The sequence below is a fragment of the Noviherbaspirillum agri genome (assembly GCF_054780595.1).
Map to the genome: position 1 here is coordinate 39132 of NZ_BAAGWA010000009.1, position 18144 is coordinate 57275.

Sequence of the window (18144 nt, forward strand, 5' to 3'; positions counted from 1 at the left end):
GCCTCAGCCCGCTTCGGCCATGGACGATGCCGCTTCCGACAGCGTCCAGACATCCAGCACCGCATGCTCGAGATTCTGCTGTGCTGCCGTGTCGGCGGCGCGGACACCGAGCTTGAGCCTGGCCATCAGCGATTCAATCAGGGACGCCGGATTGTCGATCTGTCCGCCATCTGCTGGCAGCTGCTGCAACGCATGCGCCAGCAGGTTCTGCTGCGCCCGGCGCAATACCTGCAACGCATGGTCGCGCAGTGCTTCCTGCGCCGCAGTGGCCGGCGTATGCGTCAGCACACGCTCCAGGCCATCGATGCCGACCTGCCGTCGCAATGCCATTCCCAGCTTGAGGAACTGCGGCAGGCTCATGCCGGCAGGACGCGGCACCGACAAACCGGCAAACAGGAAGTCGGCGAGGCCTTCGACCGCCTCCACCGCCTGGCATGCCTGTGCAAAACCCGCCGGTAAGCCCTGTGTCGCCAGGGACGAATCGAGTGCCGGCACCAGCTCGACGACGGCATCCTTTTGCCGAAACAGCAATGCCAACTCCTCCATCGCACCCGCCTTGTGCAGCTGCTGTGCGGGGGCCGACAGTGCACCGCTGATAATTGCCTTTTGCAATGAGCGCGTGCGCTGGTCCACGGCCCGTGACACTTCGCGCGGTACCTCCAGCGCATGCGCGTCCAGCGCGGCAAAAACCGGCGTCAGGTTCAGTGCTGCCCATGCCTGGGCCCACGCACAGATCACCTCGGTTTCGTCGACGCTGAGTGTGCGTGCAATCTCCCCGATCATCACCGGGCCGCAGCGGTTCACCGACTCGTTGGCCAGCACGGTGGCAAGGATCGCGTTCGCCAGCGGATGCTCCAGGGGGTTGCGCTCCGCAACCAGCGCCGGCGGGAAATACGGTGTCAGCATCGCCTTCGCCCACGGCTGTGCGAGCAGGTTGACTTCGGCGAGGATGCGCTTGTAGCGATTCTTCACATGGGCGACGATGACCGCGAGTTCGGGCGTGGTCAGCCCCCTTCCCTCCGCCTTGCGCGTGGCAAGTTCCGTTGCGCCGGGCAATTGCTCCAGCTTGCGGGACAGCACGCCTTCCGCCTCCAGCCGCGCAATCAGCGTCGCGTAGTGGTCCTGCACGGTGGCCTCGGTCTGCGCCTGCGTTTCCCGCACCAGCAGATGCGTCTGCAGCGCATTGTCGCGCAGCACGAGTGACACGATGTCCTGCGTGATATCGGTCAGCAGCCGGTTGCGCTCGTCGGCGGCGAGCCTGCCGGCGTTGACCTCGCTGTCGAGCCAGATCTTCACGTTGACTTCATGATCGGAACAGTCGACACCGGCGGAATTGTCGATCGCGTCCGTGAAGATATGGCCACCCTTCAACGCAAACTCGATGCGGCCGGCCTGCGTCGCGCCGAGGTTGCCGCCTTCGGCCACGACCTTGCAGCGCAGCTCCTTGCCGTCGGCGCGGATCGCATCGTTGGCACGGTCTTTCACCTGTTCATGACTTTCCGTGGAGGCCTTGATATAGGTGCCGATGCCGCCGTTGTAGAACAGGTCGACCGGCGCCAGCAGGATCGCATGCATCACCTCTTCCGGCGTGAGACTGGTGGCGTCGATGCCGAGCACGCTGCGCGCCGCGTCCGACAGCGCGATGGTCCGCGCAGTGCGCGGCCAGACGCCGCCGCCCGCAGAGATCAGGCGCTTGTCATAGTCGTCCCAGGACGAGCGCGGCAGCGAGAACAGACGACGGCGCTCCTCGAACGAGGCTTCGGCATCCGGCGTGGGATCGATGAAGATGTGGCGGTGGTCAAACGCGGCGACCAGCCTGATCTGGCGCGAGCGCAGCATGCCGTTTCCGAACACGTCGCCCGACATGTCGCCGACACCGACGACGGTGATCGGTGTCGTCGCGAGGTCGTGGCCGATCTCGTAGAAGTGCCGCTTGACGGCTTCCCATGCCCCTTTTGCGGTGATCCCCAGCTTCTTGTGGTCATAGCCCACCGAGCCACCGGAGGCGAACGCGTCGCCGAGCCAGAAGCCGCGCTTCAATGCGATGCCGTTGGCGATGTCGGAGAAGGTGGCCGTGCCCTTGTCGGCGGCGACCACGAGGTAAGGGTCGTGATCGTCATAACGGACCGTTTGCGGCGGGGGCACAATCTCGCCGCGAATGCGGTTGTCGGTCACGTCCAGCAGGCCGGCGATGAACTGCCGGTACACCGCCTCGCCTTCTGCGGCGATCACGTCACGCGTGGCGTCCCTGGGCATCATCTTGCACACGAAACCACCCTTGGCGCCGGCCGGAACGATCACGGCATTCTTCACCATCTGCGCCTTCACCAGGCCGAGCACCTCGGTGCGGTAGTCCTCCATGCGGTCCGACCAGCGCAGGCCGCCGCGCGCCACCGGCCCGCCGCGCAGGTGCACGCCTTCGAAGCGCCGGGAGAACACGAAGATTTCCCGATAAGGGCGTGGCTGCGGCAGCAAGGCAAGCTCGCTGCTGTCGAACTTGAAGACGATCGAGTCGCTGCCCGGCGCACTCTGGAAATACGAAGTGCGTACCGTCGCCAGCATCAGGTCGGCAATGCTGCCAAGGATGTTTTCCGTATCGGCATGGTTGACGTCGGCGAGCTGCTGCTTGAACGCCGCGAGCGATGCGGTGCCGGCGGCGCGCTGTTCTGCGGAGAGCGCGGGATCGAAACGCGCGATAAAGGCTTCCACCAGTGTGCGCACATGCACCGGCTGGGTCTTCAGCCGCTCAGCCATGTAGCGCAGGCTGAAGCGGCAGCCGGCCTGACGCCAGTAGCTTGTATACGCGCGGATCAGCTGCACTTCCTTCATGCGCAGTCCTGCCTCGATCACGAGTGCGTTCATGCGGCCGTCTTCCGCCTCGTCATTGAACAGCGACTCGAACAGTTCCTGCGCGACCAGCGCAATTTGCGGCTGGGACAGTTTCGCGGCGCTCTGCGCATCGACCGACAGGCTGGACACGAAAAGGCGCGTGCCGTCCGGCGCACGGATCGCATGGGTGCGCTCGCGCTGGATCGCAACACCTGTGTTCTGCAGCGCGGGCAGGATCTGCGACAGCGGCGGCACGCTGTTGATGGAATGCAGGCGAATGGTAACGAGGTTGGCCGCATCGACATCGATGCTCACCTTCACGCGTGAAGGCTGCGGGTTACCGAGCAGTATGCACAGATCACGGTAAGCCACCTGCGGCGAAGCGGCGGTTACATAGTCGGCCGGCAGCGTTGCCCTGAATTTGCGCAGTGCCTGCCGCAATGCGGGATGCTCGGTGCGATCGACCAACGCATCGAAGTTGCCATGCCAGCCTTCCAGCATGGCGAGCAGCGGTTGCTGGATATCATTTTCCAGTTGCAGGGACATGCTGGCTGCGGTGGCGATCAGGTACAGGCGCGCCAGCGGTCCTTCGCCGAGGTGCGTCTGCACGCGCACGTCGCGCGCACCGGACAGATTGCGCAGGTGTTGCGCCAGCGAGTCCGCCAGGTGCGCGCTGTACTGCTCGCGCGGCAGGTAGACCAGCACGTTCAGGTGGCGGCCATAGACATCGCGCCGCGCAAAGACCTTGGCGCGCGGCTGCTTGTAGAGCGCAACGACGGTATTGCAGAGTTGCGCCAGCCACGCGACCTCCGCCTCCATCACCTCGGTGCGGGGCAGGGATTCCAGGATTTCGAGAAATTTCTCGGCACGGAATCCTTCCGGCCGCACGCCGGCGATCGTCAGCACTTCCTTGATGCGCAGGCGCGCAAACGGTTGCTGCGCCAATGTGCTCGCCGTGGCGGAGCGCGAGAACAGGCCGACGAAGCAGTGCTCGCCGATTACCGCACCAGTATCGTTGGTGTCGCGCACGCCGATGAAGTCGAGTTGCTGGTCGCGGTGCAGCGTGGACTGCACATCGGCCTTCACCACGGACAGGGTTTCCTTGCGTGCCGCCAGCGTCTCCAGGTCTCCGGGAATGCCGGCCAGGCAATTGCCGTACACCGGATGCGATTTGTCGACCAGCACACCCAGCGCGCTGCCGGGTTCGCGCTCCAGTTCGCGCTGTCCGGGCACAAGCTGGTAACGGGCGTAGCCGAATACTTCGAATCCCTCGCTGTTGGCCCATTCGAGGAAGGCTGCCACCTCGTGGCCATTGGTGCCTCGTGTGCCTCGTGTGCCGCGTTCTGCAGCGGCCGCGGCTACCGCAGCCATCTTTGCATGCAACGCATGCGCGTCGCGGTGCACGATGGCGGCATCCGCTGCGGCCATGCGAATCGCGCCGGTCAGCGCCTCGAGATCTGCTGCAGCCAGCTGGTCTGCCAGCAGGCACAGCACATAGGATTCGAGCGATCCACCCTCGCTTGCCGGGCCGGCGTATGCGAGCGCGCCGTCCGGGGTGCGTTTTACGGAAAGCACCGCATTGAGCACCGCGCGCGACGGAATGCGCAATTTGCGCAGTGCCATGACGATGGAGTCGACGAGAAACGGCATGTCGGGATTGAGGACCAGCAGGCCGGTTGCATGTCCGCCGCGACCGTCGGCATAGTCCGCCACTTCGATACGGCAGCCTTCCTGTGGCGTCCAGGCAGCAAGCCGGGAAAAGCCGGCCCACAACGGCGAAGCAAGGCAGTCGGCTGTCATGCCGGCAAGGTCTTCTTCTTCAAGGGAATGCAGCCAGGCTTCGATCAGCTTTGCAACCGGGGTGTTTGGCGCAGCGCCGTCTTTCTCCAACACGCTGTCAAAGGTCTTGCTGCGCAGGTCCGGGGCTTCTTTCTCCATACACCTCTCCGTTTGGTTGAGCGTCTGCCGCCTTCATCGTTCATGCATTTCAAACAGGCATTGAAGCATCTCTTCTGGCGAGATGCACTTGTTCGGAAGATCGCCAAAGCCGACTGCTTCGAACGATGTCTCAATTCAAAAATTATAGGCACGCAATAAACATCCTGCCTTGACGCAAAGCCGCTTTCGGCCAACTTCCATCGGGCTGCGCGACACGTTGCATGTCGTTGGGAACACCCTGTTGTCGTTACAGCGAGCAAGAGGAATGCTCGCATCAGCCGCTGCCGCGCTGCATTTCCGTGTCGATTGCCGGCAAGCCTTGATGCCGCTCGTCATTCCTGTCGTGCAAGCTTCTGCGATTGCGCAAGCAGCGATGCAGTGTCTGCGCCTTATGCTTTGTCGGGACCGGAGATCACCTCAACCTGACCAGGAGGAAGGACACATGCAAATAAGGCACAGGCTCATCATGGCAAGCGCCGTACTCGCAGCGGCTTTCTTTTCCAGCTCTGCCAGCGCGGTCAACACGTTCAACAACCGGGCAGCATGGCAAAACGCAGCGGGTACGCCGGAAGTGATCGACTTTTCCACCGACGGCGCCGGCAATCCGATCACCAATCCGCCGGCAACGGTGCCGTTTGGCTCCCTGACGATCAAGGACGTGACCTTCATGAATGGCGCGTCGGTGAACAACGAGTACATATACGCACCGTATGGCGGCGTGTTGCGCGTCAATCTTCCGCCGAACACGACGGCCTTTGGGCTGGACTGGTGGATGTTCGAGATTCCGGGTGTCACGACCTTCCGCCTCTCAACCGGCGATGTCTTTCATCCGCCGCCCGAAGGCGTTCCCTTCAGTCTCCCGGGGGCGTTTTTCGGCGTGACCTCCGACCGTCCGATCGAGTGGGTGGAATTCAGCCTCAGTTCCACCGAGCTCTTCATTGATGACTTTTCCTTCGTCGCGCAAGCGCAGCATGTCGCGATCGACATCAAGCCCGGTTCGGCAAGCAATCCGGTCAATCCGGTTTCCGAAGGCGTCATTCCGGTGGCGCTGCTGGCGGGGCCGGGCTTTTCCACCTGTTCGATCGACTGGCAGTCGCTTCGTTTCGGCGTTTCCGGAAGCGAGGCGCAATTGGCCGGCTACAGTAACGCGGATGTCAACGGCGACGGACTGCCGGATCTGATGTTGCACTTCCGTACCGCAGACACCGGTATCGCGTGTGGCACGAGCAGCCTTGCGCTAAGCGGACAAACCGTCACCGGCCAGAAGTTCAGAGGGGTCGACAGCATCCGGACGGTAGGCTGTCGCGTGAAGTAGCACGCCGCAGTGCCCCAGCATCCGTTGTATCCACGCATGCCGGGGATGCCGGTGGCACTCGGCAGTTTTGCGGCATGCCGTCAGACCCGGCTGCCGCCTTTCCACCAACCTGGTTTTCCTTGCGGTGCCCACGGGCCTCCGTTGTCCATCCTCTTGCCGCACTGCCGCCATGCGTATCCCGGCCGACGATTCGCCGCCTGTTTGATGCGCCGCACAAATACTTTTTGATCCACCTCACCACCCATTTCCATCCTTTTTGATGGTGACGGTTTGCGACTGTCAAACGTACGATGTCTGCATAAATCGCTTGGTCCGTCTGAGGCAGTTGTGTTTCCCGTTTGCACAGAATGCTGAATGTTGAGCCGGACACAAGCACGTTGACTGAAAACACAGCGACACAACAGAAGCCGCATCGCCAGTCAGCAGTCCGCAGCGGGCTGCTGACACTCGACGATAAAGGACTCGACGATGAAGGCTTCACGAGGAGACAACCATGTTCGATTACGTCATCGTCGGCGGCGGATCTGCCGGCTGCGTGCTCGCGTCCCGCCTGAGCGAGGATCCCGATATCTCCGTATGCCTGCTGGAAGCGGGACCGCCGGATTCCCACCCGCTGATCCATATGCCGATGGGCATACTCTGGATGATGTACAGCAAAGTCCTGAACTGGCAGTTCCAGACCCGCGGCGAACCCGAACTGGGCGGCCGCCAGCTGTTCTGGCCGCGCGGCCGCACGCTGGGCGGCAGCAGTTCCACCAATGCAATGTGCTACATGCGTGGCCACCCCAGTGACTACGATGCCTGGGCGGCACTCGGCAACGAGGGGTGGTCGTTCAAGGACGTGCTGCCCTACTTCAAGCGCTCGCAGCACCAGGAACGCGGCGCATCGGAATGGCATGGCGTCGGCGGCCCCCTGAATGTGGCCGACATCCGTACTCCAAACATCCTGTCGCAGACCTTTATCCAGGCAGGCGTGCAAGCCGGGATTCCGTATAACGACGACTTCAACGGACCGGAACAGGAAGGCGTCGGCCTGTTCCAGGTCACACAGAAGGATGGCCGCCGCTGCAGCACCGCGCGCGCCTACCTGAAGCCTGCGCTACGGCGGCCCAATCTCACCGTCATCACGGACGCGCATGCGACCCGCGTGCTGTTCAAGGGCGCCAGCGCCGTCGGCGTGGAGTACCGTCATCAAGGCCTGCTCAAGAAAGCCCATGCGGCGCGTGAAGTGATCCTTGCCGCCGGCGCGGTGCAGAGTCCGCAGTTGCTGATGCTGTCCGGCGTGGGGAATGGCCCCGAGCTGCAGGCGGCCGGCATCCCGGTGCGCGCCCATCTTCCCGGTGTGGGCAAGAACCTGCAGGACCACCTCGATGTGATCGTCGTCCACACCTGCACCAAGCCGGTGTCCTGGGGCTTCACTGCGCGCACGATCCTGCGCGGCGGGCTGGAGGCGATGCGCTACCTGCGCAAGGGAAGCGGCATGTACACCAGCAACGGCGCCGAAGGCTGCGGCTTTGCCAAGACCTCTTCCGCCGAGCCTGTGCCCGACGTGCAATTCCACTTTACGCCGCTGCGCCTGTCCCAGCATGGGCGCAAGATCGGGTTCCTGTTCGGCGACGGCTACTCCCTGCATGTGTGCAACTTGCGGCCGAAGAGCCGCGGCGAGATCCGTCTCGCCAGCAGCGACCCGCTCGCCAAGCCGGACATCTTTGCTAACTACCTGTCCCACCCGGACGACATGGAATGCATGGTCAAGGGCGTCAAGCTGGCGAGGCGCATTCTCTCCGCCCCCGCATTCGACGACTACCGCGGCACCGAGATCGTGCCGAAGCCCGGCAGCCTCAAGGACGACAACGACGACGAAGGCATCCGCCAGTTCATTCGGGACTGCGCCGAGACGATCTACCACCCGGTCGGCACCTGCAAGATGGGCAACGACAGCATGGCGGTCGTGGACGAGCAGTTGCGCGTGCACGGGCTGGAAGGCCTGCGCGTCGTGGATGCCTCGATCATGCCCTTGCTCGTCGGCGGCAACACCAATGCACCGACGATCATGATCGCGGAGAAGGCGAGCGACATGATCAAGCGAAGCCGCACGGCGGGCACAACACTGGGACTGTCTTCGCTCCAGGCCATCCTCTCCCCTGCACTCCCCAAGGAAACCACGCCAGCTGCATGACACGGCACGGCAGGCGTGCAAGGATTGGTGTGCAGCGCAGCAAACCAAACCGATTTGAGATTGCTCACTGCGTACGTCCTGCCGTAATGTGTAACGCATTCGTATCGCATTCATATCGCGTGCATGCCATGGCATATCGCGTTGCGCGGCTGCATCGTCTCAGGCGCCGACAGAACCGAAACAAGTTATGCTAGGCGCTCCCTTCCCCGCCATCGGGAAGCAAACCCGGAACAGACTGTCCCGCCCCATGACCGATCCAGCGTTCGCATCGCCGCATAGCGTATTGCCGACGAACCCGCCGGCCGGGGCGGCATCCCTCATCCAGACAAAGTTTCATCCGCCGCAATCGAGCCGCAGCGGCGTGCCGCGCGACAACCTGCTGAGCAGGCTGGAGCGGGAAGCAAACGTCCACCTGGTGTTGTTGCGCGCCCCGGCAGGCTATGGCAAGACCACGCTAATGCGCCAGTGGATGGAGCGCATCGCATCGAGAAATGGACATGCGGCGTGGCTTACGCTGGACGGATCGGATAACGACCCGGCGCGCCTGATGGGTTACCTGTTTGGTGCGCTCGGCAACTGGATGGCGCTTGCGCTGGGCGACGAGGGAACGACGGCAACGGCGGTATCCGCGTCTGCCGACTGGATGGCCGTGCTGGACCGCATCGGCCCGGATGCGCCGCCGCTCACCTTGTTCCTCGACGAATTCGAACAGCTCAACAGCGACCCGGCGCTGCGCATCGCCCGCCTGCTGGTCGAGCGCCTGCCGCGCCTGGTGCGCCTCGTGATCAGCACGCGCGACAAGCCCGCCTTCGGTGTCGAGCGCTACCGCGTGCGCGGCGAACTGCTGGAGATCACCGCGCGCGACCTGCGCTTCGACAGCCGCGAGACCTTGCGCTTCTTCAGTGGCCGCATCGGCCAGGCGCCCGCCCCGTGGCTGGTCGAGAAAATGCAGTCCATTACCGATGGCTGGCCTGCCGCGCTGCAGCTCACCGCCCTTGCCGCGCATGACCAGCAAGACCTGGAACGCTACGCCAGTGACTTGTCCGGCAGCCTCGCGCATATCGCGGACTATCTCGCGGAAGACGTGCTCCACGCACAGCCACCGAACGTGCGCGCCTTTCTGCTGGAAACCTGCGGATTCCCCCGCCTGTGCGCCACCGTATGCGACGCCGCGACCGGGCGCACCGACAGCCAGCACGTGCTGCTTTACCTGGAGCGGCACGGCCTCTTCACCACCGCACTCGACGCCAGCCACACCTGGTTCCGCTATCACCCGCTGTTTGCCGAATTCCTGCGCGGCCAGCAGGCGCAATTGCTGCCGCGCGAGCAGGTCGTCGCCACCCATCGCGGCGCCGCGCGCTGGTTTGCGCGCCAGGGACAGGCAATCGAGGCCGTCGACCTGTGGCTTCAGGCAGGCGACAACGAAGCGGCCGTGCGCGAAATGACCAGCTGCGCGCGCGAACTGGTGATGCAGGCGCAGTTCGGCATCATCCTGCGCTGGATGGAACGGCTGGACGAGGACGCGCTGTCGGGTGCCGGACCGGAGCTGCCGCTGGCCGCGGCCTGGGCCTGCGGCTTTGGCGGCAAGCCGGCCATCGCCGTGGAGTGGCTCACGCGCGTGAAGCAGCTCCTCACCGGCCGCGAGCCAAACACCGCGGTGCGGGATGAGGCGAACGCACTGGAATCGATTCTGATGGCATTGCGTGGCGACACCCGGCGCGCGCTGCAGTCCGGCCTGGTGCGGTGGAAGCAGGTGGGCAAGACGCAGCGCTTTGCCACCGGGGCGCTGGCGAACGTGATCTCTTATTGCCTGATGCTCGAAGGCGACTTTGTGCGCGCGCGACAATTCTCCGACACCGCACGGCTTTGCAACGAGGAAATTGGCAGCATGCTCGGCCTTGGCTATGCGCTCTCCGTTTCCGGCCTGCTGGAGGCGATCCAGGGCAATCTCGACCGGGCGCTGGAACAACTGCGCGAAGTTGGCAAGATGGCGGCGCTGCGCCTGCAGCGGCCGTCCTTTGAGACCAGCCATGTCAACGTTGCGTCGGTCGGCCTCATTGCCAGCGTGCTCTACGAAAAAGACCGGCTCGACGAGGCGGAAGAACTGCTGCAGCGCTACCTGCCGCTGGTCATGCACCAGCCCTCGGTCGACATGCTGCTGTTGTCGCAACTCGTGCATGTGCGCCTCAAGCTGGCACAGGGCGACCATGACGCGGCGTTCGAGGCACTCGACCAGGCACATCTCCACACCGGCGACAACTGGGAGGTCGCGCGTGCCCACAGGCTGATCGAATGGGAGCGCGTGCGCATCGAACTGTTGCTGGGCCGGCGCGAGCAGGCGCTGTCGCGCGCCGACCTGCTGGAACGCACAGCGCCCGGCGGCGACACACCCTATTCGTATGTGGAAGAGCTGTACGGGCGCGGCATCGAGCTCATCCGCTGCGCCATCGAGCGCGATGTCCCGCGAACCGCACTGGTCCTGCTCGAACGTGAAGTGGAGCAGGCACAGGCACAAGGCCGGCGCTGGCGTCTGCTCAAGCTGTTGCTGCTGCGCGCACTGGCGCTCGATGCGCATGGCGATCGGCAGGCGGCGCAGACGACGCTCGCCAATGCCATTGCGCTGGGCTGGCGGCTCGGCGCACGGCGCAGCTTTGCGGAAGAAGGAAAGCGGCTTGCCGCCTTGCTGCGCGACCTGCCCGCCTCGGTATTTGCGGCGATGCCGGACACGGATGCGATTGCCGACTACTGGCGGGATCTGCGCGGGGATACACCATCGGCCGCGGTAACGGCAATGCCGCTGAACGCATCACTCAACGACCGCGAACGCACCATTCTCCAGTTGCTGGCAACCGGCCTGAGCAACGAGCAGATTGCCGCGCGGGTGTTCCTGTCGGTGAACACCGTCAAATGGCACATCCGGCGCATTCTGGAAAAGCTGGATGCGCGCAACCGCAGCGAAGCGGTGTTCCTTGCGCGGCAGCACGGCCTGATCGCGCTGTGATCCTGCCTTGATCGTGCCGGGCTTGCGCATTGACCGGGCATAGGCCGATCAATACTGAAAGCCATACAAACCCGGCAATCCGAGAACCCCCGTCAGCTCGTCAAGCGCGGCATGGATTTCGATCGCCAGGGACGGGTCGGCAAGATCGGCCGGTGCGAGGCGATCGCGGTAGTGCTTCTCCACCCAGGCAACGAGACGTGCGTACAACGCCTCCGTCATCACCACACCCTGATGCATGGCTGCCGCCTCTGCGTCCGTCAGCGCGACGCGCAGGCGCAGGCAGGCAGGACCGCCACCGTTGCGCATGCTCTGGCGCAGGTCAAAGCTGATGAGTTCGTCAATCGTTCCGTTGGAGGCAATCAGGTTTTCCAGGTACTTTGCAACGGAAGGGATTTCCCGGCATTCCTGCGGCACAAGCAGCACCATCCGGCCATCCAGTTTGGATAGGAGCTGGCTGTTGAACAGGTAGCTGGCTACTGCATCCGCCACCGGGACATCGGCGGCATCCACGCGTACCGCCTGCAACTCGGCGCCCGTGTGCGCCATCGCCCGCCGGAGTGAGGCAAGCGCCGCGCCTTCATCGAGGAAGGCATGCTGGTGATAGAACAGCACATTGCCGTTGCCTACCGCAATCACATCGTTATGGAACACGCCCTTGTCGATGGTCGCCGGGTCTTGCTGGACGAAGACGGTGCGTTCGGCCTGCAAGCCATGCAGGCGCGCAACGGCTTCGCTGGCCTCGCGCGTCTGCCGGGCGGGATAGCGCCTTGGCGCGGGTGCGTCGGGATGGAACTCGACGCGGCCGTAGACGAACATTTCCACACCGGGGCTTGCATGCGATGCGCACAAGCGCGTGTGGTTGGCAGCACCCTCATCGCCGAAGGCGGGCGTGGACGGCAAGGCGTCATGCACGGTGAAGTGCCGGTCATCCTTGAAGATTGCGCGGAGCGTGCGTGCGGTCTGCGTGTGTTCGTAGGAGCGGTGCAGCTTGTTGTTGAGGTTGGCGACGGTGAAATGGACGCGGGCGTCGCGCGTGTCGGCGGATGGGCTGACGGTGGCGGCGTTCGCGGTCCACATCGGTGATGCCGAATAGGCGCTCGAGAGGATGGCTGGGGCCTGCTTGCAGGCTTTCGCGATGACTTCCGCATCGGTGCCTGTGAAGCCGACCTGGCGCAGCAGGTGGAAGTTGGGGCGGGCTTGGGGCGGCAGCAGGGCTTGGGCGAATCCGCGCTGGGCGAGTGCGCGCATTTTTGCGAGGCCCTGGAGGGCGGCTTCTTTGGGGTTGGCGATGGTGGCGATGTTGTTGAGGGAGGCTACGTTGCCGAAGGAGAGGCCGGCGTAGTTGTGGTTGGGGCCGACTAGGCCGTCGAAGTTGAATTCTTTTGTGGGGGGCATGGTTGCGCTCCTTTTTTGCGCCTTTGTTTTCTCTTCGTTACTTCGTTGCGTTCGTCTCTTCGTCGATGCTTGCCGGGGGCGGCCCGGCGGCCGCTCACTTTCTTTGTCTCGCCAAAGAAAGTAAGCAAAGAAATGCGACCGCGCAGTCGCTGCCCTTCGGGTTCCCAAGACAGTGAAGAACAAAACGGGAAGCGAAACCAACTCGCCTGCGGCTCAAACATGTTTCGCTTCTTTTTCCGTTTTGCTCTTCACTGTCTTGGCAGCGCCAGAAGCGGGATTTCTCTAGGCGCGACCACCGCATCTTTTGATCATCCCGTTCTTTAGAACATCAAGCCCGGAGAAAGCTGCTTCGGCATTTCCAGTACTTCATTCTCAATCGATGCAACCGGGTATGCGCAGTAATCCGCTGCGTAGTACGCGCTCGGCCGGTGGTTGCCGGACTTGCCGATGCCGCCGAATGGTGCGGTGCTGGCGGCGCCGGTGGTGGGGCGGTTCCAGTTGATGATGCCGGCGCGGATGTGGGTCTGGAACTGGTTCCACAGGCTTTCGTCATCGCTGAGCAGGCCGGCGGCGAGGCCGTAGTCGGTGGCGTTGGCGGTGCGGAGCGCTTTGTCGAAGTCGCTTGCGCGGATGACCTGCAGCAGCGGGCCGAACCATTCTTCGTCGGGGACGCCTGTGGCGTCGGTGACGTCGATGATGCCGGGGGAGACGAAGCCGGTACCGGGTTGCAGGTGGCGCATGGGGAGCAAGGACTTTCCGCCGCGTGCAATCAGGTCGTCCTGCACCTGCAACAGCCTTTCGGCGGTCTGGGCGGAGACGACCGGGCCGATGAAGGGTTGTGGGGTCTGGTCGAACCTGCCGATGGTGATCCTGCCTGCGATGTCGACGAGGCGGTCGACGAGCGCCGATCCCTGCGCAGCGTTTTCCACGATCAGGCGGCGCGCGCAGGTGCAGCGCTGTCCGGCGCTGACGAAGGCGGAGAAAACGATGTGGTGAACGGCTGCGTCAATGTTGCTGACCTGCCATGCGACGAGCGGGTTGTTGCCGCCCATTTCCAGTGCCAGCATTTTTCCCGGTTGGCCGGCGAACTGGCGGTGCAGCAGGGCACCAGTCTGGTAGCTGCCGGTGAACAGGATGCCGTCCAGCTCACCGTGCGCGGCGAGTGCTGCGCCGGTGTAGCGTCCGCCGTTGACGATGTTGAGCACACCTGCCGGCAGGCCGGCCTCTTCCCACAATCGCCCGGTCCGGATCGCGGTTTGCGGTGCGTATTCGCTGGGCTTGAAGACGATGGTATTGCCGGCGATGAGTGCGGGAACAATGTGCCCGTTCGGCAGGTGGCCGGGAAAATTGTAGGGGCCGAGAACGCCGAACACGCCGTGCGGGCGATGCCGCAATACGGCCTTGCCGTCAGCGACCGTGCTGGTCGCGGTGCCGGTGCGCGTGTGGTAAGACTGCACCGAGATGTCGACCTTGGCGGCCATGCTCGTGACTTCAGTGCGCGCTTCCCACAAAGGCTTGCCGATTTCGCGGGAGATGAGTTCGGCGAGGTTCTCGCCCTGCGCCTTCAACAGGTCGCGAAAGCGCAGGCAGACGGCGATGCGCTCATCCGCCGGGCGTAACGCCCACGCGCCGAGGGCTGATCGGGCCGCCTTGCAGGCGGCGTCAAGTTCGGCTTCGGTTCCCGCACGGCCAGTCCAGAGCGGTTGTCCGCTGACGGGATCGGCCGTCGCAAACGGTGCGCCCTCGCCTGTTACCCATTTGCCGTCGATGTAATGGCTATGCATGGCTGGCCTTCTTCGGGTTGAGCAGCATCGTGCGCACTGTATCGCCCGGCCGGCAGCTCAGCAGGCGCTGCTGCGTCTCCGACAGCGAGAGCCGGCCGTGGCGCGGGCGGATCATGGCAGTGATGACCCGGAAGTCATGCATCGCCGTACTGGATACCAGCGCGGGGTTTTCTTCCACCTCTTCCGCCGCCGCATGCTCGACGATGGCCCGCTTGCTCTCGCGCAGGGAGCGCAGCTCCACGACGCGTGCCTGCAGCACCGGCCCGGCGTCGAAGATGTCGACATAACCTTCGTAGTGCATGCCCTCATGCTCCAGCAGGCGGCGCGCGGGCGCGGTATCGACATGGACGCGGCCGATGACTTCCTGCGCATCCTGCGGCAGGTAGGCGACATACAGCGGATGGCGCGGCATCAGTTCCGCGATGAAGGATTTCTTGCCGAGCGCGGTCAGGTCGTCGGCGCGGCTGAAATCCATCTGGAAGAAATGGTGGCCGAGGCTGTCCCAGAACGGCGAGCGCCCCTCCGCATTCTGGAAGCCGCGCATCTCGGCGATCAGTTTTTCCGAAAACAGCTGCGGGAACTGCGCAATGAACAGGAAGCGGCTCTTGGACAAGAGCTTGCCGTTGGTGCCAACGCGATAATCCGGATGCAGGAACAGCGAACACAGCTCGGCGCAGCCGGTCAGGTCGTTGGACAGATACAGCGTGTCCATGCGGGAGAACACCTTGAGTTCCTTGCTGGAGTGGACCAGCGTGCCGATGCGGTAGTTGTAAAACGTCTCGTCGAGCCCGACCGCCGCCTTGATCGCGCAGACGCCGACCACCTTGGCGATGGACACATCCTCCATGACGAACATGTAATCGCGCAGCGGGGGCGGGATCTTTCCCGCAAAGGAGGCGCAGGCGGTGGCGACGCGCTGGCCTAGCGTCTCGCGGTCCGGCCGCAGCGTCGTCATGCCGGAACCGGTGAGCTCGGCCAGGGCGAGCAGCCCGTCCAGATCCTGTTCCCTGATGGCGCGCACGACCAGCATCGGCTACCTCACAGTCTCACAATTTCACGCAGAGCACGGTGTCGCCACGGGTGACTTCCAGGCTGCGCATCGCCTCGTCGGGCATGGCGATGTCCTCGGAAAGCTCGGGCGACGGGCATCGCACCAGCATGGCGCGGAAATTGTCCTCGCGCGCCGTGGCGACGAGATAAGTTTCCAGGTCCTCACTATCCATCGCACCCTCCGCGCCCGTCACCATCCGTTCCAGTGACTGCGAAAACGAGCACAGCGCATTCCTGGGTGCGCGCAGGATCGGGCCGCCGTCAAAGATGTCGATGTATTCGTCCAGCTCGAACCCCTCCTCCGACAGAATGTGGAACGGCAGTTCGGCGGCCGCATGGACCCGTGCCAGTGCGTCCTGCGCTTCCTGCGACAGCAGCGGCACGTAGACCGGGTAATGCGGCATCAGTTCCGCGATCAGCGTGCGGTTGCGTGCGCCTTCGATCATGTGCTCCACCTCCTGCAGATCCATCTGGAAGAACTTGCGGCCGAGCGCTTCCCAGAAGGCCGAGCGGCCGTTTGCATCGGTCACGCCGGAGATGGAGGCAAAGAACTTTTCGCCGAAGCGCTGCGGTGCGTGGGCGGCGTACAGCAGGCGCGCGCGCGACAGCAGCGCCGCCTCCTCGCTATATTTGCGTTCGCCTGCCGAGTTGCGTTCGCGCATGAAGAAGCCGGACAGCTGCGAATAGCTGGTGAGGTCGGAACACAGCATCAGCACGTTGACGTTGTAGCTGATGTTCAGCTCGCGCGAGACCTGGCTCACGACTTCATTGCGGAAGGCGAAAAACGCGCCGCTTGCACCGGCGGTGGCAGAAATACCGGCGCTTCCGGCGATGCTTCGGTCGGCTGTCGACTCCAGCACAAAAAAATAGGACTCCTCCTGCGGCATGTCCGGCCGTGCGGCGAACGAGGCGACCGAACGTTCGATGGCCAGTTCGACCGTCTTGCGCGTGCGAGGCAAGGTATGCACGCCCGGCGTCGCGCCGGACCACATTGCTTCCAGTGCCGGGATGTCGGAAGTGGTGGCGGGACGGACCATGTACATGGCGCTCTCCAGTCGGTCTTGTGGGTTGTGTCGTTCCTGTGGGTCTTGCCGCTATGACTTCGCTGCTGCGGGCACACCCTGCAACACCGCGTCGAGTGCACGGCGCAAGCGCTGCACCGCCTCGTCAATCTGCGCCTCGGTCACAATCAGCGCAGGCAGGAAGCGCAGTACGTCAGGCCCGGCAATCAGCAGCATCAGCCCCTGCCCTTCGGCGGCCTTGGCAAACTCCTTGGCCTTGCCGCGCCAGGCGTCGGCCAGCACCATGCCGAGCATCAGCCCTTTGCCGCGCACCAGTTCAAACACCTGCGGATAATCGCGTGCGACGGCTTCCAGCCGTTGCGTCAGCAAGACGGAAGCATGCCGCACATGTGCGAGGAAATCCGGTGTGTTGATCGTCTGCAGCACGCTCAGTGCAACCGCTGCGGCAAGCGGATTGCCGCCATAGGTGGTGCCATGGGAACCAACACTGAAGGCGCTGGCCACGTCATTCGTGGTGAGCATCGCGCCGACCGGATAGCCGTTGCCGAGCGCCTTGGCGGACGTCAGGATGTCGGGCGTCACGCCGTAACCCATGTAGGCGAACAGGTCGCCGGTGCGCCCCATGCCGCACTGCACTTCGTCGAAGATCAGCAGCGCTTCGGCCGCATCGCACAGTTCGCGCAGCGTCTGCAGGTACTCGCATGTCGCGGGCAGCACGCCACCTTCGCCCTGCACCGGCTCCACCACCACCGCGCAGACGTCGGCGCCGATCGCCGCGCGTGCGGCTTCGATGTCATTGAAAGGGATATGGATCAGGTCCGGCGGCAGCGGCTCGAATCCCTCCGTGTATTTCGGCTGGCCGCCGACCGAGACGGTAAACAGCGTGCGGCCATGGAAGGAATTGACGCAGGAAACGATGCGCGACTTGGCCGCGCCAAAGCGCATGTGCCCATGCTTGCGCGACAGCTTGAGCGCCGCCTCGTTCGCCTCCGCGCCGGAATTGCAGAAGAACGCGCGGTCAGCAAAGGTGGCCTCCGTCATTGCGCGCGCCAGTTGCAGCACCGGCTCGTTGGTGTAACCGTTGCCGACATGCCAGAGCATCTCTGATTGCGCGCGCAGTGCTTCCATCACTGCGGGATGCGAATGACCAAGACTCGTTACCGCGATGCCGGCAGTAAAGTCCAGATATTGCCGCCCTTCCTGATCCCAGACGTCCAGCCCGCGCGCCCGTACCAGCAGCATGCTGCTCGGTGCATACACCGGAACCATGACCTCATCAAAGGTCTGGCGCGTGACAGGCGCCGCGTCAGTTGGCGCACTGCTTTCCTGTCTGTCAATTTCCCATGGTGAAGTCATTCGCCGCTCCATTTCGCTATTGATGCATGAATTATAGGAAAGTGCCTTTCAGAGCCCATCCGATACCTTCGTGAAAGCTTTTTCAGATCAAGCAATCGCGAAATCCTAGGCGAAAAGGACACCGGGGCAGCCCTACCCTTTTCTTCCCTTGTCATCTTGGACACCTGCTTTCCCGAACGTTGCCGATGTTTCATGGTCAATTACCAACATCAGCCAGCGGCGCTGGAAGTCAGTCCCCGGCGCCATCCGCTACAACCACCCAGCCCGACGGGCCA

General features: G+C 63.7%; 9 protein-coding genes. 3 read left to right on the top strand and 6 right to left on the bottom strand.

The genetic code is table 11. The features are described from left to right. Positions 1–3 precede the first annotated feature (3 nt). Complete coding sequence (locus tag ACYVIA_RS15555; protein WP_460842327.1) at positions 4–4767, bottom strand: NAD-glutamate dehydrogenase domain-containing protein; 4764 nt, start codon at positions 4765–4767, stop codon at positions 4–6. A 442-nt stretch (positions 4768–5209) separates the two neighbouring features. Here ACYVIA_RS15555 and ACYVIA_RS15560 point away from each other — a divergent pair, with 442 nt between their 5' ends. The 3 genes from ACYVIA_RS15560 to ACYVIA_RS15570 all read left to right on the top strand — a co-directional run bounded on the left by ACYVIA_RS15560 (position 5210) and on the right by ACYVIA_RS15570 (position 11262). After that, on the top strand, positions 5210–6082 hold the full coding sequence (locus ACYVIA_RS15560; RefSeq protein WP_460842331.1) for a hypothetical protein: 873 nt from the start codon (positions 5210–5212) through the stop codon (positions 6080–6082). Between the two features lie 493 nt (positions 6083–6575). Next, positions 6576–8261, top strand: coding sequence for a GMC family oxidoreductase (locus ACYVIA_RS15565; RefSeq protein ID WP_460842333.1), 1686 nt, complete (start codon positions 6576–6578; stop codon positions 8259–8261). A 247-nt stretch (positions 8262–8508) separates the two neighbouring features. Beyond that, positions 8509–11262 (top strand): LuxR C-terminal-related transcriptional regulator, encoded by a 2754-nt coding sequence (locus ACYVIA_RS15570; protein WP_460842336.1) that lies wholly within the window; start codon positions 8509–8511, stop codon positions 11260–11262. 48 nt (positions 11263–11310) lie between these two features. Here ACYVIA_RS15570 and astB read toward each other — a convergent pair whose 3' ends face one another. The 5 genes from astB to ACYVIA_RS15595 all read right to left on the bottom strand — a co-directional run bounded on the left by astB (position 11311) and on the right by ACYVIA_RS15595 (position 17869). Beyond that, positions 11311–12657 carry an N-succinylarginine dihydrolase gene (astB, locus tag ACYVIA_RS15575; protein ID WP_460842338.1) on the bottom strand — a complete coding sequence of 449 codons (1347 nt, stop codon included), beginning with the start codon at positions 12655–12657 and terminating at the stop codon, positions 11311–11313. A 320-nt stretch (positions 12658–12977) separates the two neighbouring features. Then, on the bottom strand, positions 12978–14441 hold the full coding sequence (gene astD / locus ACYVIA_RS15580) for a succinylglutamate-semialdehyde dehydrogenase (protein ID WP_460842340.1): 1464 nt from the start codon (positions 14439–14441) through the stop codon (positions 12978–12980). Further along, positions 14434–15471: an arginine N-succinyltransferase gene (astA, locus tag ACYVIA_RS15585; RefSeq protein WP_460842342.1), complete on the bottom strand. Its 1038-nt coding sequence runs from the start codon at positions 15469–15471 to the stop codon at positions 14434–14436. Before astA ends, astD begins: the two co-directional genes overlap by 8 nt. A 16-nt stretch (positions 15472–15487) precedes the next feature. Further along, on the bottom strand, positions 15488–16534 hold the full coding sequence (locus tag ACYVIA_RS15590; RefSeq protein ID WP_460842344.1) for an arginine N-succinyltransferase: 1047 nt from the start codon (positions 16532–16534) through the stop codon (positions 15488–15490). 51 nt (positions 16535–16585) lie between these two features. Then, on the bottom strand, positions 16586–17869 hold the full coding sequence (locus ACYVIA_RS15595) for an acetylornithine/succinyldiaminopimelate transaminase (protein ID WP_460842345.1): 1284 nt from the start codon (positions 17867–17869) through the stop codon (positions 16586–16588). Positions 17870–18144: the final 275 nt, after the last annotated feature.